The organism is Mycolicibacter acidiphilus (assembly GCF_018455725.1).
Taxonomy (GTDB): Bacteria; Actinomycetota; Actinomycetes; order Mycobacteriales; family Mycobacteriaceae; genus Mycobacterium; species Mycobacterium acidiphilum.
The window spans coordinates 1-19,598 of the sequence record NZ_JAHCLR010000031.1 but is presented as its reverse complement, the minus strand read 5'-3'; the positions used below and the strand labels follow the sequence as shown (position 1 = coordinate 19,598).

16 protein-coding genes are annotated in these 19,598 nt (G+C 70.4%); 10 read left to right on the top strand and 6 right to left on the bottom strand.

The genetic code is table 11. The annotated features are described in order from the left end of the window. Positions 1-24 precede the first annotated feature (24 nt). Positions 25-2,802, top strand: coding sequence for a preprotein translocase subunit SecA (secA, locus tag KIH27_RS14775; RefSeq protein WP_214093721.1), 2,778 nt, complete (start codon positions 25-27; stop codon positions 2,800-2,802). A 9-nt stretch (positions 2,803-2,811) separates the two neighbouring features. Here secA and KIH27_RS14770 read toward each other — a convergent pair whose 3' ends face one another. Then, on the bottom strand, positions 2,812-3,324 hold the full coding sequence (locus KIH27_RS14770; protein ID WP_214093720.1) for an Rv3235 family protein: 513 nt from the start codon (positions 3,322-3,324) through the stop codon (positions 2,812-2,814). 189 nt (positions 3,325-3,513) lie between these two features. Between KIH27_RS14770 and KIH27_RS14765 the strand changes: the two genes are divergently transcribed. The 5 genes from KIH27_RS14765 to KIH27_RS14745 all read left to right on the top strand — a co-directional run bounded on the left by KIH27_RS14765 (position 3,514) and on the right by KIH27_RS14745 (position 8,834). Beyond that, positions 3,514-4,929: a WS/DGAT/MGAT family O-acyltransferase gene (locus KIH27_RS14765; protein ID WP_214093719.1), complete on the top strand. Its 1,416-nt coding sequence runs from the start codon at positions 3,514-3,516 to the stop codon at positions 4,927-4,929. Then, positions 4,926-5,726, top strand: coding sequence for a polyphosphate kinase 2 (ppk2, locus tag KIH27_RS14760; protein WP_214093718.1), 801 nt, complete (start codon positions 4,926-4,928; stop codon positions 5,724-5,726). Before KIH27_RS14765 ends, ppk2 begins: the two co-directional genes overlap by 4 nt. Before the next feature lie 11 nt (positions 5,727-5,737). Then, on the top strand, positions 5,738-6,247 hold the full coding sequence (locus KIH27_RS14755; protein ID WP_214093717.1) for a DUF6912 family protein: 510 nt from the start codon (positions 5,738-5,740) through the stop codon (positions 6,245-6,247). A gap of 67 nt (positions 6,248-6,314) precedes the next feature. Then, entirely contained in the window at positions 6,315-7,469 is a 1,155-nt protein-coding gene (locus KIH27_RS14750) for a ferredoxin reductase (protein WP_214093716.1), read from the top strand. A 102-nt stretch (positions 7,470-7,571) separates the two neighbouring features. Then, positions 7,572-8,834: a fatty acid desaturase family protein gene (locus KIH27_RS14745; protein ID WP_214093715.1), complete on the top strand. Its 1,263-nt coding sequence runs from the start codon at positions 7,572-7,574 to the stop codon at positions 8,832-8,834. Between the two features lie 4 nt (positions 8,835-8,838). On the opposite strand, the gene rsgA is transcribed toward KIH27_RS14745, so the two are convergent. Both rsgA and aroA read right to left on the bottom strand, forming a co-directional pair. After that, positions 8,839-9,819 (bottom strand): ribosome small subunit-dependent GTPase A, encoded by a 981-nt coding sequence (gene rsgA, locus KIH27_RS14740; protein WP_214093714.1) that lies wholly within the window; start codon positions 9,817-9,819, stop codon positions 8,839-8,841. Then, a complete protein-coding gene (gene aroA / locus KIH27_RS14735) occupies positions 9,816-11,120 on the bottom strand; it encodes a 3-phosphoshikimate 1-carboxyvinyltransferase (protein ID WP_214093713.1) in 1,305 nt (434 codons plus the stop codon). Before aroA ends, rsgA begins: the two co-directional genes overlap by 4 nt. Positions 11,121-11,164: 44 nt before the next feature. On the opposite strand from aroA, the gene KIH27_RS14730 reads away from it, so the two are divergent. After that, positions 11,165-11,935 carry an SOS response-associated peptidase gene (locus tag KIH27_RS14730; protein WP_214093712.1) on the top strand — a complete coding sequence of 257 codons (771 nt, stop codon included), beginning with the start codon at positions 11,165-11,167 and terminating at the stop codon, positions 11,933-11,935. Here KIH27_RS14730 and KIH27_RS14725 read toward each other — a convergent pair. Beyond that, positions 11,932-13,128 (bottom strand): PPE family protein, SVP subgroup, encoded by a 1,197-nt coding sequence (locus KIH27_RS14725; protein ID WP_214093711.1) that lies wholly within the window; start codon positions 13,126-13,128, stop codon positions 11,932-11,934. The two genes, KIH27_RS14730 and KIH27_RS14725, sit on opposite strands and share 4 nt — an antisense overlap. A gap of 5 nt (positions 13,129-13,133) precedes the next feature. After that, positions 13,134-14,471 (bottom strand): PPE family protein, SVP subgroup, encoded by a 1,338-nt coding sequence (locus KIH27_RS14720; RefSeq protein ID WP_214093710.1) that lies wholly within the window; start codon positions 14,469-14,471, stop codon positions 13,134-13,136. Between the two features lie 205 nt (positions 14,472-14,676). Here KIH27_RS14720 and KIH27_RS14715 point away from each other — a divergent pair, with 205 nt between their 5' ends. Together KIH27_RS14715 and KIH27_RS14710 are read left to right on the top strand one after the other, a co-directional pair. Continuing rightward, positions 14,677-15,402, top strand: coding sequence for a response regulator transcription factor (locus KIH27_RS14715; protein WP_214093709.1), 726 nt, complete (start codon positions 14,677-14,679; stop codon positions 15,400-15,402). Between the two features lie 65 nt (positions 15,403-15,467). Next, positions 15,468-16,817: a sensor histidine kinase gene (locus KIH27_RS14710; RefSeq protein ID WP_214093735.1), complete on the top strand. Its 1,350-nt coding sequence runs from the start codon at positions 15,468-15,470 to the stop codon at positions 16,815-16,817. A 16-nt stretch (positions 16,818-16,833) separates the two neighbouring features. Here the strand turns inward: KIH27_RS14710 and KIH27_RS14705 are convergent, their stop codons facing one another. Further along, positions 16,834-17,694 carry an SDR family oxidoreductase gene (locus KIH27_RS14705; RefSeq protein ID WP_214093708.1) on the bottom strand — a complete coding sequence of 287 codons (861 nt, stop codon included), beginning with the start codon at positions 17,692-17,694 and terminating at the stop codon, positions 16,834-16,836. A 524-nt stretch (positions 17,695-18,218) separates the two neighbouring features. Here KIH27_RS14705 and KIH27_RS14700 point away from each other — a divergent pair. Next, the gene (locus KIH27_RS14700) at positions 18,219-19,553 is read left to right on the top strand and encodes a PPE family protein (RefSeq protein ID WP_214093707.1); all 1,335 of its coding nucleotides are present in this window, start codon (positions 18,219-18,221) and stop codon (positions 19,551-19,553) included. Positions 19,554-19,598: the final 45 nt, after the last annotated feature.

Here is a 19,598-nt window from a genome sequence, read left to right as displayed (position 1 = left end):
GACATCTGAGATGGGGACATAGCCGTGCTGTCCAAGTTGCTTCGTTTTGGTGAAGGCCGGATGGTCAAACGGCTGCGCAAGGTCGCCGACTACATCGACACCCTCTCCGACGACGTCGAGAAGCTCTCCGACGACGAACTGCGCGGCAAGACCGACGAGTTCCGCGAGCGCCACGCCGGCGGCGAATCCCTCGACGACCTGCTGCCGGAGGCGTTCGCGGTGGCCCGCGAGGCGGCGTGGCGGGTGCTGCGCCAGCGGCCGTTCCAGGTGCAGCTGATGGGCGGCGCCGCGCTGCACTACGGCAACGTCGCCGAGATGAAGACCGGTGAGGGCAAGACCCTGACCTGTGTGCTGCCGGCCTACCTCAACGCGATCTCCGGCAAGGGCGTGCACGTCGTCACCGTCAACGACTACCTGGCCAAGCGCGACAGCGAGTGGATGGGCCGGGTGCACCGGTTCCTCGGCCTGGAGGTCGGGGTGATCCTGTCGCACATGACCCCCGAGGAACGCCGGGTCGCCTACGCCGCCGACGTCACCTACGGCACCAACAACGAGTTCGGCTTCGACTACCTGCGCGACAACATGGCGCACTCGCTGGACCAGCTGGTGCAGCGGCCGCACAACTTCGCGATCGTCGACGAGGTCGACTCGATCCTGATCGACGAGGCCCGCACCCCGCTGATCATCTCCGGCCCGGCCGACGGCAGCTCCAACTGGTACACCGAGTTCGCCCGGATCGTGCCGCTGATGGAGAAGGACGTCCACTACGAGGTGGACATCCGCAAGCGCACCGTCGGCGTGCACGAGCTCGGGGTGGAATTCGTCGAGGACCAGCTCGGCATCGACAACCTCTACGAGGCCGCCAACTCGCCGCTGGTCAGCTATCTCAACAACGCGCTCAAGGCCAAGGAGTTGTTCGCCCGCGACAAGGACTACATCGTCCGGGACGGCGAGGTGTACATCGTCGACGAGTTCACCGGCCGCGTGCTGGTGGGCCGGCGCTACAACGAAGGCATGCATCAGGCCATCGAGGCCAAGGAGCGCGTCGAGATCAAGGCCGAGAACCAGACGCTGGCCACCATCACCCTGCAGAACTACTTTCGGCTCTACGAGAAGCTTGCCGGCATGACCGGCACCGCCGAGACCGAAGCCGCTGAGCTGCATGAGATCTACAAGCTCGGCGTGGTGCCGATCCCGACCAACAGGCCGATGGCGCGCACCGACCAGATCGACCTGATCTACAAGACCGAGGAGGCCAAGTTCCTCGCGGTCGTCGACGACGTCGCCGAGCGCTACGAGAAGGGCCAGCCGGTCCTGATCGGCACCACCAGCGTGGAACGCTCCGAGTACCTGTCCAAGCAGCTGACCAAGCGCCGTGTCCCGCACAACGTGCTCAACGCCAAGCACCACGAGCGGGAGGCGCACATCGTCGCCGAGGCGGGCCGGCGCGGCGCGGTCACGGTGGCCACCAACATGGCCGGCCGCGGCACCGACATCGTGCTCGGCGGCAACCCGGACTTCCTCACCGACGACCGGCTGCGGGCCAAGGGACTGGACCCGGTGGAGACCGCCGAGGAGTACGAGGCGGCCTGGGACGAGCTGCTGCCGAAGATCAAGGACGAGGTGGCCGCCGAGGCCAAGGAGGTCATCGAGGCCGGCGGGCTGTACGTGCTGGGCACCGAGCGGCACGAGTCGCGGCGGATCGACAACCAGTTGCGCGGCCGGTCCGGCCGGCAGGGCGACCCCGGCGAATCCCGGTTCTACCTGTCGCTGGGCGACGAGTTGATGCGCCGATTCAACGGCGCCGCACTGGAATCGCTGCTGACCCGGCTGAATCTGCCGGACGACGTGCCGATCGAGGCGAAGATGGTCAACCGCGCGATCAAGAGCGCGCAGACCCAGGTCGAGCAGCAGAACTTCGAGATCCGCAAGAACGTCCTCAAGTACGACGAGGTGATGAACCAGCAGCGCAAGGTCATCTACGCCGAGCGCCGGCGCATCCTCGACGGGGAGAACCTCGCCGAGCAGGCCCACGACATGCTCACCGACGTGATCACCGCCTACACCGAGGGCGCCACCGCGGAGGGCTACGCCGAGGACTGGGATCTCGAGCAGCTGTGGACCGCGCTGAAGACGCTGTACCCGGTCGAGATCGACTACCACGAACTGCTGCACGCCGACGAGGTCGGCGAAGCCGACGACCTGAGCCGTGAGGAACTGCTGGAGGCGCTGCTCGTCGACGCCGAACGCGCCTACGCCCAACGGGAGGCCGAGGTGGACGGGATCGGCGGCCAGGGCGCCATGCGGGAACTGGAACGCGGTGTGCTGCTGAGCGTCATCGACCGCAAGTGGCGCGAGCACCTCTACGAGATGGACTACCTCAAGGAGGGCATCGGGCTGCGCGCGATGGCGCAGCGCGACCCGCTGGTCGAATACCAGCGCGAGGGCTACGACATGTTCACCGGCATGCTCGACGGGCTCAAGGAGGAGTCGGTCGGGTTCCTGTTCAACGTCGCCGTGGAGGCCGCCCCGGCGCCGGCGGTGACGCCGCAGGCCGCCCCCGAGGGGCTGGCGAAGCTGGGGAACTCCGGGTCCAACGGCGGTGGGGTGCGGGCCAAAGGCGCCAACGGCACCGATGGCGCCGACGGAGCACGCGGGCTGACCTATTCCGGGCCGGCCGAGGACGGCTCCGCCGAGGTGCGGCGCGACAGCGCCGACCTGGAGTCCGCCGGCACCAGCCGCCGGGAGCGCCGCGAGGCGGCACGCAAGGAGGGCCGCGGCTCCAAGCTGCGCAAACGCTGACCCACCCGGTCAGCCGATGTGCAGGGCGACCAGCTGCCAGCCCGGTCCGTCGGGCACCCGCTGCACGCGGCCGGCCAGCGCATGCACCCGCCGGCCGCGCCGGTAGGTGCCGAACACCTCCACGGCCGTCGCCGGGCGGCACGACGTGACCGCCTGCACGCGCAGCCGCTGCAGCGTCGCCGGGTCGGCCGCCGCGTCGCCGACCGGCCGGCGTGACAGCACCGATTCGGCGAGGTCCGCGGTGAGCAGCGGGCGCAGGTGCGCCGGCGGCCGGCGCAGGTCCACGACCTCCAGCACCCGGCGCAGCGCCGCGTCGGCGAACACGGCCGCCGACTGCAGCGGCGGCGGCAGCGAGAGGTGCCCGGGTCGGTGCGGGCGCGCCGCGGCGGAGTGCCCCCGCAGGTGCCGCAGCGGGCCGGACGGCCGGTGGTGTGCATCGGTGCTTGCGGGCGGTTCGTAGTCGGCGACGGGGGTGACCGCGGGGGCGGACGACGGGGCGGCGGAACGGTAATCGAGGGGCACGGTCAACTCTCCAGGCTCGGTCGGATCACACGGGCCCGCTGGAGAGTGGCGGACGCTGCAGCGATCATCGCACAAAGCCGCGTCGGCCGTATCCGCGTGTGGTACGCCTGATCTGAGCGGCTACCGTGACGGTCAGAAGTATTGGGGGCCGGGTCGTCCGGATGGAATCGGCAGGGAGGACGGGCGGCGATGGTGAACCGGCTGTCGGCGTCGGATGCGACTTTCTACCGGTTGGAGAACACGACCACCCCGATGTACGTGCAGTCGCTGTACATCCTGCGCAGCCCGCGCGGTGGCCTGAGCTATGAGCGGCTGCTGGAAACCGTGGAGCAGCGGCTGCCGCAGACGCCGCGCTACCGGCAGAAGATCCGCGAAGTGACGATGAGTCTGGCCCGGCCGGTCTGGGTCGACGACCACGATTTCGACGTCACCTACCACGTCCGGCACCTGGCGGTGCCGTCGCCGGGCAGCGACCGGCAGTTGCACGAGCTGATCGCCCAGCTGGGCCAGCAGCCGTTCGACCGGCACCGGCCGCTGTGGGAGATGTACCTGATCGAGGGGCTGGCCGATCACCGGGTCGCGCTCTACATCAAGTCGCATCAGGCGCTGATCAACGGGATGGCCGCACCGGCGATCGGGCATGTGATCGTCGACCGGACGCAGCGCCCGCCGGCGTTCGACGAGGACATCTGGGTGCCGCGGCGCGAGCCGGGCACCGCGGAACTGGTGCTCGGCGCGGTCGGGGACTGGGTGACCACCCCGCGGACCCAGCTGCGGGCGGTCGGGTCCAACATCGCCGAGATGGCGATCGGGTCCGGTCCGCTGGCCTGGGTGGGTCGTCAGGCCGTCGACGCCGCGCGCGCGATCGCCCGCGGCACCGCGCCGCACACGCCGATGAACACCCAGGTGTCCCAGAACCGGCTGTTCACGGTGGCGCACGGGGCGCTGGACGACTACCGGGCGGTGCGGGCCCGCTACGACTGCGACATCAACGACGTCGTGCTCGCGGTGATCACCGGCGCACTGCGCAACTGGCTGCTGTCGCGCGGTGAGCCGGTCGCCTCGACGCGGACCGTGCGGGCGATGGCGCCGCTGTCGGTGGGGCCCGACCACCACGACAACGCCGGGCAGAGTCAGCCGATCGGGGCGGTGGCGCCGTTCCTGGTGGATCTGCCGGTGGGAGAACCGAATCCGGTGATCCGGCTGTCCCAGATCGCCTACGCCACCGAATCGCACCCGACCCCGACGGACCGGGTGGACGCCCGGACGATCCTGACCGTCTCGGGTTTCGCGCCACCCACCCTGCACGCGATGGGGGTGCGGGTGGCCACCGGTTTTGCGGGGTTCACCGGCCGGGTGTTCAACCTGCTGATCACCAATGCGCCTGGCGCGCAACGGCAGCTGTACGTCTGCGGCGCGAAGCTGCTGGAGACCTACAGCGTGCCGCCGCTGCTGCCCAACAAGGCGCTGACGATCGGGGTGACGTCCTACAACGGGACGCTGTACTACGGCGTCAACGCCGATCGCAAGGCGATGAGCGATGTCGCGATGGCGCCGGCGCTGCTGGACGAGGCGCTGGCCGAACTGCTGGAGGCCGCCAAGTGAGCAAGCTGCGGAACCGGGTGTATGAGTCCGAATTGCTGCGCCTGCAAACGGAATTCGTGAAGCTGCAGGAGTGGGTCCGGCACACCGGGGCCCGGGTGGTGGTGCTATTCGAGGGGCGCGACGCCGCCGGCAAGGGCGGCACGATCAAACGGATCACCGAGTATCTGAGCCCGCGGGTCGCCCGGGTGGCGGCGCTGCCGGCGCCGACCGAGCGTGAACGCGGCCAGTGGTACTACCAGCGCTACGTCGCGCACCTGCCGACGGCGGGGGAGATCACCCTGTTCGACCGGTCCTGGTACAACCGGGCCGGGGTGGAGAAGGTGATGGGTTTCTGCTCCGCCGAGGAGCATTCGCGGTTCCTGACCGAGACCCCCGTCTTCGAGCGGCTGCTCATCGACGACGGGATTCTGCTGCGCAAATACTGGTTCTCGGTGTCGCAGGCCGAACAGCTGCGGCGGTTCGCCAAGCGGCGCAACGATCCCCGCCGGCAGTGGAAGCTCAGCCCGATGGATACCGAGGCGGTGTACCGCTGGGAGGACTACTCCCGGGCCCGCGACGAGATGATGGCGGCTACCGACGTGCCGACCAGCCCCTGGTACGTCGTGGAATCCGAGATCAAAAAGCATGCCCGGCTGAACATGATGGCGCACCTGCTGTCGACGATCCCGTACGGCGAGGTGACGCACGAGAAGGTGACGCTGCCGTCGGCTCCGGTGGTGACCGGTGACTACCAGCGCCCGGACCGCGGGCTCTACAACTACGTCGACGACTACGCGGGCCGCCTTGCTGCCGGTTAGGGTCTGAGCTCATGCGCGTCTACATTCCGGCGACCCTGGACCTGCTGGCCAGGCTGGTCGCCGACGGATCGCTTCGGCCGGTCAGCGGGACCGCGTTCGCGGTGACCCCGGCGCTGCGTGAGGCGTACGCCACCGGCGACGACGACGAACTGGCCGAGGTCGCCCTCGGTGAGGCGGCACTGGCGTCGCTGCGACTGCTCGGCGGGGAAGAGCCCGAGCCCGGCGCTGCCGCGCCGCCGGTGCGGCGGGCGGTGCTGGTGGCCGACGTCGAACAGGTCGAGGTGCGCCCGGACCTGGACACCGCGGTCGTCCGGTTGGCCGGGTCGGTGCCGCTGGCCGATGTGGTCGCCGCGTACGTCGACACCGCGGCCGCGGAGCCGGCGGTGCTCGCCGCGATGGCGGTGATCGACGACGCCGACCTCGGTGACGAGGATGCCGAGCTCACCGTCGGCGATGCCCAGGATCACGACCTGGCCTGGTACGCCACCCAGGAGCTGCCGTTCCTGCTCGACCTGCTCTGATGGCGATCGAGCGAAGTTACGCTACCGTAGGTTCAATCATTCTCCGGTAGTGGGCAGGAATTCTTCAGTGGTCAGGAAATACCAGGCGATCAACGCCAACGTCGGCGACACCAAGCGACCGACGGTCGTCGGCGCCGACCGGCATCCCGGTTGGAACGCGGTGCGGCGCATCGCAACCCGGATCACCACCCCGCTGCTGCCGGACGACTATCTGCGGCTGGCCAACCCGCTGTGGTCGGCGCGGGAACTACGCGGCCGGGTGCTCGCGGTACACCGGGAGACCGAGGACTCCGCGACGCTGGTCATCAAGCCCGGCTGGGGTTTCCACTTCGACTACGCCCCCGGGCAGTACATCGGGATCGGGCTGCTCGTCGACGGGCGGTGGCGGTGGCGGTCCTATTCGCTGACGTCGCCACCGACCACCGAACCGGGCCGGTCGCGCACGATCACGATCACGGTCAAGGCGATGCCGGAGGGATTCCTGTCCAGTCACCTGGTGGACGGCGTCGACCCGGGGACCATCGTCCGGCTGGCGGCGCCGCAGGGTGAGTTCGTGCTGCCCGATCCGGTGCCGGCCACGGTGCTGTTCCTCACCGCCGGCTCCGGGATCACCCCGGTGATGTCGATGCTGCGCACCCTGGCCCGGCGCGGGGGAATCACCGACGTCATCCACGTGCACTCGGCGCCCACCGCCGACGATGCGCTGTTCGCCGACGAACTCGCTGCGCTGCACCGGGATCACCCGGGCTACCGGCTGGTCCTGCGCACCACCCGCGATCAGGGCCGGCTCGACCTGAGCGGCCCGGGGACCCTCGACGCCGAGGTGCCCGACTGGCGTGACCGGCAGACCTGGGCGTGCGGGCCGGGGGCGCTGCTCGCCGATGCCGAGCGGCTCTGGGCGCAGGCCGGGATCACCGACCGGCTGCACGTCGAGCGGTTCGCCGCGGTCCGCACGGTGGCGGCGGACGGCGGGGGCACCGTCACCTTCGGTCGTAGCGGCAAGAGCGTCGCCGCCGACGCCGCGACCACGCTGCTGGAGGCCGGCGAGGGGGCCGGGGTGCAGCTTCCGTTCGGCTGCCGGATGGGCATCTGCCAGTCCTGCGTGGTCGAGCTGGTCGACGGACACGTCCGTGACCTGCGCAACGGCGCCGAGCACGAGCCGGGAAGTCGCATCCAGACGTGTGTCTGCGCCGCGGCCGGCGACTGCACGCTGGACGTCTGATCGGTTACCGGTTAGTAACCTACGGAATCGTAGGTTAGTATTGCGTCGCTTGATTCGAGGCCCGGTTCAGGGCTCAGTGCAAGGCTTACGGAAGGCGGTCTGATGGCGGTAACCGACGTCGAGGTGTTCGCGCACCTGACCGCCGCCGACATCGATGAGCTGGGCGCCGAATTCGACGCCATCCGCGCCGACATCGAAGCGTCGCGCGGCGAGCGTGATGCCCGCTACATCCGCCGCACCATCGCCGCCCAGCGCGCGCTGGAGGTGACCGGCCGGGTGCTGCTGGCCGCGAGTTCGCGCCGCACGGCGTTCTGGACGGGGACGGCGACGCTGGGTCTGGCCAAGATCATCGAGAACATGGAGATCGGCCACAACGCCATGCACGGCCAGTGGGACTGGATGAACGACCCGGAGGTGCACTCCACCGGCTGGGAATGGGACATGGCCGGGTCCAGCAAGCACTGGCGGATCACGCACAACTTCATGCACCACAAGTTCACCAACATCCTCGGCATGGACGACGACGTGGGCTACGGCCTGCTGCGGGTCACCCGCGACGTGCCGTGGAAGCCGTTCAACATGTTCAACGTGTTCTTCAACGCGATGCTGGCGGTCTTCTTCGAGTGGGGAGTCGCGTTGCAGCACTTGGAGATCGGGAAGATCTTCAAGGGCCGGTCGGACCGGCAGGCGACGCTGGTCCGGCTGCGGGAGTTCTCCGGCAAAGCCGGCCGGCAGGTGTTCAAGGATTACGTCGCGTTCCCCGCGCTGACGTCGCTGTCGCCCGGCGCGACCTTCGGTTCGACGTGTAAGGCCAACGCGATCGCCAACGTGATCCGCAACGTGTGGGCGAACGCGATCATCTTCTGCGGCCATTTCCCGGACGGCGCAGAGAAATTCACCAAGACCGACATGGCCGGCGAGTCCCGTGGCCAGTGGTACCTGCGGCAGTTGCTCGGCAGCGCTAACATCGACGCCGGGCCGGCGATGCGGTTCATGAGCGGCAGCTTGAGCCACCAGATCGAACACCACCTCTACCCGGACCTGCCCAGCAACCGGTACGAGGAGATCGCCGTGCGGGTGCGCGCGGTCTGCGAGAAGTACGACCTGCCCTACACCACCGGCCCGTTCCTGGTGCAGTACGGCAAGACCTGGCGGACCATCGCGAAACTGTCACTGCCGGACCGTTTCCTGACCGACACCGCCGACGACGCCCCGGAGACCCGCAGCGAGCGGATGTTCGCCGACCTGGGGCCGGAGTACGCCGGGGCGGACCCGGTGACCGGCCGCCGGCGTGGGCTGAAGACCGCGATCGCCGCCGCCCGCGCCTGGCGGCGCGACCGCCGTCCCGACGATCTCGCCGCCTGAGCCCTCACGGCTCCCGCAGCACCGCCAGCAGTCGCCGGGCGGCCTCGGCGCGGCGCGCGGCCGGACCGGTCAGCGTGTCCAGCGCGCACTCGGGGTCGGCGGGCGGACCGGAATGCCCACAGCCGCGCGGGCATTCGCCGATCGCCTCGGCCAGATCGGAGAACGCCAGTAGCACGTCGTCGGGGGCGATGTGGGCCAGGCCGAACGAGCGGATGCCGGGGGTGTCGATCACCCAGCCCGACCCGGTCAGCGGCAGCGCCACCGACTGCGTCGAGGTGTGCCGGCCCCGGCCGATGCCGGTGACCTCGCCGACCGCCCGATCGGCTTGCGGCACAAGACGGTTCACCAGGGTGGACTTGCCGACCCCGGAGTGGCCCAGCAGCACCGTCACCCGCGAGTCCAGCAGCGGGGCGACGGCGTCGAGCGGGTCGTCGCGGCCGGCGGTGACGACCGTGAGATCCAGGTCCGCGAACTGCGCGGCGAACGGCTCGGCGGGCGCCAGGTCGGTCTTGGTCAGGCACACCACCGGCGCCAGGCCGCCGGCGTAGGCCGCGATCAGCGCGCGGTCCACCAGTCCGGTGCGCGGCGGCGGGTCGGCCAGTGCGACGACGATCAGCAACTGGTCGGCGTTGGCGACCACCACCCGCTCGGTCGGGTCGGTGTCGTCGGCGGTGCGCCGCAGCACGCTGCGGCGCGGGCCGCGCCGGACGATGCGGGCCAGCGTGTCCGGCCGCCCGGACAGGTCACCCACCACGTCGACGTCGTCGCCGACGACGATCGGGGTGCGGCCCAGTTCGCGGGCGCGCATCGCGGTGATCTGGTGTTCCGGATCGCCGTCCAGCACGCAGCCCCAGCGGCCGCGATCGACGCTGACCACCATCGCCGGTCGCGCATCGGCGTGCTCGGGGCGGATCTTGGTCCGCGGCCGCGACCCCCGTCCGGAGCGGACCTTGACGTCGGACTCGTCGTAGCGGTCGAACCTCAAGGGGCGCAGTCCTCGCCGGCCAGCATCGCTGACCACAGCCCGACGAAACCGGGCAGGGTCTTCGCGGTGGTCGCGATGTCATCCACCTCGACCCCGGGCACCCGCAGGCCGATGATCGCGCCCGCGGTGGCCATCCGATGGTCGGCGTAGGCGTGCCAGACGCCACCGTGCAGCGGCCGCGCGGTGATCACCAGGCCGTCGGGGATCTCGGCGCAGTCACCGCCCAGGGCGTTGATCTCGGTGCTCAGCGCCGCCAGCCGGTCGGTCTCGTGGCCGCGCAGATGGGCGATGCCGGTCAGCCGGGACACCGATCCCGGTTCGGCCAGCGCCGCCAGCGCGGCGACCGTCGGCGTCAGCTCGCCGACCGCCCGCAAGTCCACGTCGAAGCCCGGGTAGGCGCCCGACCCGCGCAGCTCCAGGTGTGAGCCGGTAAGCGTCACCACCGATTTCGTCAGCATCAGCACGTCGAGGATGTCGTCGGCGGGTTGTACGCTCGTCGCCGGCCATCCGGTCACCCGCACCGTGCCGCCGGTCAGTGCCGCCGCCGCGAGGAACGGCGTCGCATTGGACAGATCCGGCTCGATCGCCCAGTGCCGCGCCGCGACCCGGCCGGGCCGCACCCGCCAGCGACTGGCGGCGGTGTCGGCGGTGACATCGACCCCGGCCTGGCGCAGCATCGCCACCGTCATCGCGATGTGCGGGGCGGACGGCAGGGTCGCACCGGTGTGTACGACGGTCAGCCCGTCGTCGAACGACGCACCGGCCAGCAGCAGCCCGGAGACGAACTGCGATGACGCCGAGGCGTCGATCTGCACCGTCCCACCGGACACCGACCCGATGCCGTGCACCCGGAACGGCAGCCCGTCGCCGTCGACGTCGATGCCCAGGGCGCGCATCGCGGCCAGCAGCGGGGCGATCGGGCGGGCGCGGGCCTGCTCGTCGCCGTCGAACGTCACCGTGGCGCCGCCCAGCGCGGCCAGCGGCGGCACGAACCGCAGTACGGTGCCGGCCAGCCCGCAGTCCACCCGGGCGCCCGGGGCGGGGGACAGGGCGCCGCCGACGGTCAGATCGGTGCCGGGCCCGTCGATGAGCAGGCCCAGGGCGCGCAGCGCGTCGATCATCAGGTCGGTGTCACGGCTGCGCAGCGCCCCGGTCAGGGTGGCGGTCCCCGCACCGGAGCCGCCCTGTGCGGCAGACAGCGCGGCCAGCAGCAGCGCCCGATTGGTCTGGGATTTCGAGCCGGGCACGGTGACGGTCGCGTCGACGGGGGCGGTGACGGTCGGGGCCGGCCAGGTGTTCACCGCTCCATCATCGCCGGTCGGTGTATTTCTGCCACCATGGAGGCATGTGCGGGCGTTTCGCGATGACCACCGATCCGGCCCTGCTGGCCGAGCAGATCCGGGCCGTCAGTGAAGTACCCGCGACGGCCGGCGACTACCAGGCGAACTACAACGTGGCGCCCACCGCGAACATCACGACCGTGGTCAGCCGGCACACCGAGCCCGGCGACGAGCCGACCCGGCGGGTCCGGCTGATGCGCTGGGGGCTGGTGCCGCCGTGGGCCAAGGCCGGCCCGGACGGCGCGCCGGCGGCCAAGGGGCCGCAGCCGATCAACGCCCGCGCCGACCGGGTCACGACCTCCCCGGTGTTCCGGTCCGCGGTGCAGCACAAGCGCTGCCTGGTCCCGATGGACGGCTTCTACGAGTGGCGGGCCGAACCGGCCACCCCGGCGGGGCGCAAAACCCGCAAGACGCCGTTCTACATCCACCGCGCCGACGGCGCGACGCTGTTCATGGCCGGGCTGTGGTCGGTATGGAAAAACCCAGCAGGCGGGGCCACCCCACCACTGCTGAGCTGCACGATCATCACCACCGACGCGGTCGGAGCGCTGGCGGACGTCCACGACCGGATGCCGCTGATCGTGCCCGCGGACGACTGGGACAGCTGGCTGGACCCGGATGCACCGGCCGACGGGGCGGTGGCGGCGTTGCTGACGCGCCCGCCGGACATCGGCGGTATCGAACTGCGCGAGGTGTCCACCCTGGTCAACGGCGTGCGCAACAACGGGCCGGAACTGCTCGAAGCGCCGCACCCCGCGGCGGCTGGACTGTTCTAGCGGTTGACCAGGCGGCGCTTCTGCTGGGCGTACTCGTCGTCGGTGAGAATCCCGGCGCTGCGCAGTTCGGCCAGCTCCCGCAATTCCACGTCGGCGCCCATCAGCAGCCCGAACGCCGAGACCGCCGGCAACTCCGGCAGATCCACCGGCGACGTCGGCTTGCGCTCGGGCACCGCCAGCCGGCGGGTCGGTTCGCCCGCCCGGACGCCGGAACCCAGCGACGCGCTGGCGCGCCCGGCCAGCCCGGCCCCGGCCATCTCGGCGAACGGCACCGCCGCCTCCGCGGCCGCGATCCCGGAACCGGCCGTGCCCGCCGCCGACAGCGGCAGCGTGGCGTTGCGGAGCATCATCGGTGCGCTCGACGCCCAGGACTGCGGCACGCTCAGGCTGCCGACCAGCACCCCGTCGCCCATGGCGGCCGACGGGGCCACCGCGCCGGCCAGTTCGCTGAGCTCCTCGAACGGCAGCAGCCCCTCGCCGATCTCGCCGATCCCGGCCAACCCGAAACCGAACGGGCCGGCCAGGTCCACCCCGAAGCTGCCGAGCGCGTCGCCGCCCATCCCGAGGAAGTCGACCAGCACGGTCGGCTCGGTGAGGACCTCCAGGACGGTGCCGAGCAGCCCGGCGGCCTGCCCGACGGCCGGAGCGGCGACCGAATGCTGCGGCGTCGAATCGGTCGTCTTGGGCGGCGCGCTGAACGGGGCCAGCCGAGTCGCCGCGGCGGCGCCGGCAGCGTAGGTGTACATCGCGGTGGCGTCTTGGGCCCACATCTGCGCGTAGTGCGCTTCGGTGGCCGCGATCGCGGCGGTGTTCTGGCCGAAGAAGTTCGTCGCCACCAGCGTCATCAGCAGGCTGCGGTTGGCGGCGATCACCGGCGGCGGCACCGTCATCGCGAACGCCGACTCGTAGGCGGCCACGGCCGCCCGGGCCTGCCCGGCGGTGTGCTCGGCCTGCTCGGAAGTGACGTGCATCCAGTGCGCGTACGGTGCGGCTGCGGACGCCATCCGGACCGCGCTCGGGCCCGACCAGCCGGTCGCCAGTTCGGCGAGCGCCGAATCGTAGGCCGCGCCCATCGTCTGCAGCTCCGCGGCCAGCGCATCCCAGGCCGCCGACGCCGCCAGCAGCGGACCGGCACCGGCCCCGGCATACATCCGCCCCGAGTTGACCTCCGGTGGCAACAGTGCGAAGTCCATGAGTCTCACCTGCCGAGCAGGCGGCGCTTCTCCTGCGTGAACTCCTCGTCGGTGAGGATCCCGGCGTCGCGCAGGTCGGCGAGTTCACGAAGTTCACCGGAGATCCGGGTGATCGGGCCGTTCAGCGGGCGGTGCGACGGCGCGGGCGGTTCCTTCTCCTCGTCGGAGCGCAGCACCACCTTCGCGACCGCCGGTTGCTTGCAGGCGGCGGCCGCCGGCCGACTCGCACTACCGCGCCCGACGCCCCGGCCGATCCCGGCGGTGGCCCGCCCGGCGACCCCGGCGGTGGCCATCTCCGCGAATGGAATCGCCGTCTCGCCCGCGGCCACGGCCGGCACCGCGGCCGCCCCGGCCGTCGGCAGCGCCGTGTTCACCTGCTGGATGACGGTGGGGACGGCGGTCGCCCACGCCGGCGGCACCGACAGCCGGCCCAGCGACGCGGCCTCGCCCAACCCGGCCGCGACCGGCGTCGTCGAGTTGATCAGGCCGACCGCGGGCAGCAGTTCACTGCCGATCTCGCCGACCCCGATCATGTCGATGCCGAACGTGCCGATCACGTCGAAGCCGAAGGTGCCGGCGGAGTCGATCACGAACGTCCCGAACAGGTCCACCCCGAGGCCGGTCAGCGACGCCAGCATCGCCGGTGAGAGCGCGGCCGCCGATCCGGCGGCGCTGAACAGGCCGGACGTCTCCCCGACGCCCGGCATCGTCAGGCCCTGCAGAGCCTGGGTCAGCGCCGACATCACGCTCTCGCCGTTGCTGCCGGCCGCGGCGGCCCCGGCCTGCCCGACCGCGGCGGCCCGGTTCGCCGATCCGGCCTGGTTGGTGGTCTGCGGCGGCTGGGTGAACGGGGTCAGTCGGGAGGCCGATGCGGACGCGGAGGCGTAGCCGTACATGGCGGCGGCGTCTTGGGCCCACATCTGCGCGTACTGGGCTTCGGTGGCGGCGATCGCGAGAGTGTTCTGGCCGAGGAAGTTGCTCGCCAGCAGCGACGTCAGCTGGCTGCGGTTGGTGGCGACCGCCGGCGGTGGCACCGTCATCGCGAACGCCGACTCGTAGGCGGCGACCGCGGCCTTGGCCTGCATGGCGGTCTGCTCGGCCTGGGCGGAGGTGGCCCGCATCCACTCGGCGTAGGGTGCGGCGGCGGCGGCCATCAGGGCGGCACTGGGGCCCAGCCAGCCGTTGTTCAACTCCGCGATCACCGATTCGTAGGCCAGCCCGACGGTGTGCAGTTCCACGGCGAGCGCGTCCCAGGACGCCGCAGCGGCCAGCATCGGTCCCGACCCGGCGCCGGCGTACATGCGGCCCGAGTTGACCTCCGGTGGTAATGCTGCGAAATCCATTGCTGCTCAATCTCGATCCGGTGTCGGCTGCGAGTGGGGGGATGTTCGACCGCACCGCGGGCAGCGGGCGCGCGCCGACGGTTGTCGGTGAACCAGACGGTAAACAGTGAACTTGAAGTGAACCTGAAGAAGCCGAATTGTGACCGCGGCGACATCGACAGGGCGTCTCCGCCGCGCCGCGGGGCCGCAGTGCTAACAATGGGTCATGGTTGATTCCACCGCCGGGAATCGGCGGGGCGCCGAGACCTTCAGCGTGGGCACCCCGCGGGTGCTGGTGGTGGAGGACTCCGAGACGATCCGGGAGATGGTCAGCGAGGCGCTGGCCGACGCCGGGTACCTCACCGACACCCAGCCCGACGGCGCCGGCCTGGAGGAGGTGCTGGACGGGTTCCGGCCGGATCTGGTGGTGCTGGACGTGATGCTGCCGGGCCGCGACGGGTTCGCCCTGATGGACGTGATCCTGCGCTGGGGGGAGGTCGGGATCGTGCTGCTCACCGCGCGGGACGGCCTGCCGGACCGGCTGCGCGGCCTGGACGGCGGCGCCGACGACTACGTGGTCAAGCCGTTCGAACTCGCCGAACTGGTGTCTCGGGTCGGTGCGGTGCTGCGCCGACGCGGGCGACTGCCCGCGGTGGTGCAGTTCGGCGACCTGATGGTCGACGTCGACGCCGGGGTGGCCTCGCGGGCCGGCAGCGAACTGAACCTGACGGCCACCGAACTGCGGGTGCTGGTGTACCTGGTCGAACAGCGCGGCCGGATCGTCAGCAGCACCCAGATCCTGAACGCGGTGTGGGGTTACGAGGCCTACGACCCCAACCTGGTGCAGGTGCACATCAGCGGCCTGCGGCAGAAACTGGAGGCGCACGGCCCGCGTGTTCTGCACACCGTTCGCGGCATCGGGTATCGCCTGCAACTGCAGAGGGATTCGTGACTCCGGTGCCGGCGGCGCCCGGGGTGTTCACCGCGACGCCGTCGCTGTGGCGCCGGCTGGCGGTGATGGTGGTGGGGCTGCTGGCGGTGCTGCTGGTGGCGGTCGGGATCGTCATCGACATCACCCTGGAGCGGCAGGCCAACCGCAGCCTGCATCAGCGGCTGGACTCCGCGACGGCGCGTGCCGATTCCCTGGTGGCACTGCACATTCCGCCGGACAAGGTGGCCGAACAGCTCAACGGCGGGGTGGTGGGCGCGCTGGTGGTCACCGCCGACGGCAGGACCTACGGCGACCCGGCGATCGAACCCGACGCCACCACCGGGTCGAGTCTGGCGCCGCCGCCGCTGGAGCCCGACGACACCGCCACCGTGCTGGTGCATCCGCTGGCCGACGGCGGCCGGGTGATCCTGGTCGCCGACACCACCGAGGCGACCGCGACCCTGAACCGGTTGCGGCGGCTGATGATCGGCACCGGACTGACCACCCTGCTGGTGGCGGCCGCACTGCTGGTCCTGGCCAGCCGGGTGACGCTTTCGCCGCTGAAGCGGTTCACCGAACTGGCGCGTGACATCACCACCGGCGATCGGGGCCGGCGGCTGCACCCGGACCGGGTCGACACCGAACTGGGCCGGGCCGCAACCGCTTTCGACGACATGCTGGACGCGCTGGAGGATTCCGAGCACCGGGCGCAGGACGCCGCGGAGAAAGCGCAGCACGCCGAGGCGGAGGTGCGCCGGTTCCTGGCCGACGCCGCACACGAACTGCGCACCCCGATTGCGGGCATCCAGGCCGCCGCCGAACAGATCATCAGCAACATCGACCAGGGCGGGGTGGCGCCGAGCGAGGATGCGGCCCGCCGCCAGCACCGGCGCGCGACGCTGCTGCTCTCCGATGCCCGACGGGCCACCCGGCTGGTCGCCGACATGCTCGATCTGAGCTACATCGACGCCGGGATGCCGCTGGAACTGCGCGACACCGACCTGGTCGGGATCGTCACCAATGAGGTCGATCGGGCCGCGATGCTGGCCCCGCAGCTCAACATCGAGCGCACCGGGCTGGCCGCGCTGCCGGTGCGGGTGGATCCGACCCGGCTGACGCAGATCCTGTCCAATCTGCTCGACAACGCGCGCCGCTACACCCCGCCCGGCGGCCGGATCAGCGTCGATGTCGCGCGCAGCGGGGCGAGCGCCGAGGTAACCGTCACCGACACCGGGATCGGCATCGCCGCCGAGGATCGGCAGCGGATCTTCAACCGGCTGGTGCGGTTGGACAACGCGCGCGGACGCGACCACGGCGGCGCCGGGCTGGGCCTGCCGATCGCCCGCGCCCTGGCCGGAGCGCACGGCGGTGAACTGGCCTGCCTGGACCATGACGGCGGCGCCAGTTTCCGGCTGACGCTGCCACTCGACCGGTGACGCGCATGCCCTGTTCTTAGGGCTGCACGTACCCCGGCGGGTTGACGGTGTCCACCCACAGGTCCACGCCGAGGTCCGAGCCCGGCACGCAGTCGTACACCGACAGGTCGGTGACACCCGAGGCGAGCAGCACGTCCTCGCAGAGCAGTGCGTGGCCGGTGTACTCGGCCGCCGGCTTGGTCAGCACCGCGTAGGCGGCGTCGGCGTACACGTCGGGCTTGCGGGACCGGGCCATCGCCTCGTCACCGCCGAGCAGGTTCTGCACCGCGGCAGTGGCGATCAGCGTGCGCGGCCACAGCGCATTGGAGGCGATGCCGTGCTCGCGCAGCTCCTCGGCCATGCCCAGCGCGCACAGCGTCATCCCGAACTTGGCCATCATGTAGGCGGTCGGCTTGAGCCACTCCGACTCCAGCCGGACCGGCGGGGACAGCGTCAGGATGTGCGGGTTCGCCCGCCCGATCATGTGCGGGATGCAGGCCTGCGACACCGCGTAGGTGCCGCGCACCTCGATGCCGTTCATCAGGTCGAAGCGCTTCAGCGGGACCTCGAGGATGGTGCCCAGGTTGATCGCCGAGGCATTGTTGACGCAGATGTCGATGCCGCCGAACTGCTCGACGGCCGCCGCGACGGCCGCGGCCACCGAGTCGCCGTCGCGGATGTCGCCGACGATCGGCAGCGCCTGCCCGCCGGCCTCCTCGATCTCCTTCGCCGCGGTGTAGACGGTGCCGGGCAGCTTCGGGTGCGGTTCCGCGGTCTTGGCGACCAGTGCGACGTTGGCGCCGTCGGCGGCGACGCGCTTGGCGATCGCCAACCCGATGCCGCGGCTGGCGCCGGAGATGAACATGGTCTTGCCGGAGAGCGGTCCTGAGTTGGGCATGTCGGTCAGCCTATGTGGCAGCCGACAGTCTCGCGAGCACCCCATTGTGTTGCAGGGTTGCCGGAGGCCCGAGGTCACCGAACGAGCGAGGCATCCTCGACCGCGGTCGAGGAGCGCGTGGGCTCCGATTAATCGATCCCATGTCTAAATCCACGGGGGATTAATCTTGGACACCGCAATGTGAGCTGACGTATTTTCGTCTTCCAGAGTGGTTCAGCACACAGCGATGCTGCGAATGGTGCCGAGGGGTGTGGAACCGAGATTGAAGAATGGTTCGACGGGGGTGCCGTTTCTACGCACTCACCGCCGGACGCGAGGCAAACGTGCTACCGGTCATGTGCCGGAAGCGTCAAGAAGCCTTCCGGAATCTCAGAATGGGTCGCAACCCTACAGAGGAAATGATGGATGTCTATAAAGACTGCGCCAGAGGCCTAAGTGCGATGGTCGTAAGTAAATGTAACTACGAGCAGCAAGAAGCTGCTTCCGAGCAAAACTCATCCAGCTGAGTAGCAGGGGTCGCTGTGATGGATTATGCGGTGTTGCCGCCGGAGATTAATTCGGCACGGATGTATGCCGGGATGGGCTCGACGCCGATGTTGACCGCGGCGGCGGGCTGGGATCGGCTGGCGGCAACCCTGACATCGACGGCGGGCTCGTATCGGGCGGTGCTGGCCGAACTGACTGACGGGCCCTGGCAGGGAAGTTCGGCGGCTGCGATGGCGGCTGCCGGCAAGCCGTATTCGGCGTGGATGAACGCCACCGCCGCGCAGGCTGCCGAGACCGCCAACCAGGCCAGAGCCGCAGCAGCGGCCTACGAGGCGGCTTTTGCTGCTACCGTCCCGCCACCGGTGATTACGGCTAACCGTGCCGCACTGACAACTCTGGTCAGCACCAACGTCTTCGGGCAAAACAGCGTCGCGATCGCGGCCAATCAGGCTGACTACCAACAGATGTGGGCCCAGGATGCTGCCGCCATGTACACGTACGCGGCCAACTCTGCGGCAGCCGCCCCCAGCAGTAGTGCCTTCACCGCCCCGCCGCAGACCACCAACCCGGCCGGCGCCGCCGCCGCAAATCCGGGGCCACTGACTCAACTGGCGCAGCAAATCGCCGCCAATCCCACTCTCAAGGCGTTGGGTCCGTTCATCGGGAGCGTGACTGCTTGGGAAGATTTCCCGGTCGGCGCGGATGGTTTCTCGTTCTGGGAGCTGATGTTTCTCACCCCGACCATCGCCGGTGCTGAAACGGCCGCAAAGGCTTTTGCCGCAACGCTCTCGGCCGGCGGTGCCGGCGCCGCTCTGTCCTCGTCGGTGTCCACCGGCGTCGCTCCCGCTCAGGCGCTGCTCGGCGCATCGGCACCCACCTCAGCCGGCTCCTATGGATCAGGTTTGTCGGCGGGCCTAGGACGCGCAATGCCGGTCGGTGGATTGTCGGTTCCACCAACGTGGGCTACGAGCCCCGAAACGATTCGGCTTGCGGCGAAAGTATTGCCGGCTGCGGGTGCGGCGAGTTTGCCGGAAGCCGGGATGGCCGCACCAGGCGGCATGCTCGGTGGTGTTCCGCCGGTGGCCAGCGTCGTCAGCACTGGAGGCAGTGGCCGGCCGGGATCGGGGGGTCGATCCGACACCGGCGCGCATGCGGAGAAGATCAGGCCGACCAGCAAAGGTGGTGACGTGTCGGCCAGGCCGGTGCGGTCTGGCCAACCCGGTACCGGTGAGCACACGTCGAGTGAGCGCGACGAACTCGGCAAATTGCGTGAGCTGCTGGCGGATTTGGCGAAAGAACGGGACGCGCTTGAGCGTTCGGCCGATTCATTGCTCGGGCTGGCCGGTCTGCGCCCGGTCTCCGGGCGGAGGTGATGATGGATTACGCGGTGTTGCCGCCGGAGGTTAATTCGGCGCGGA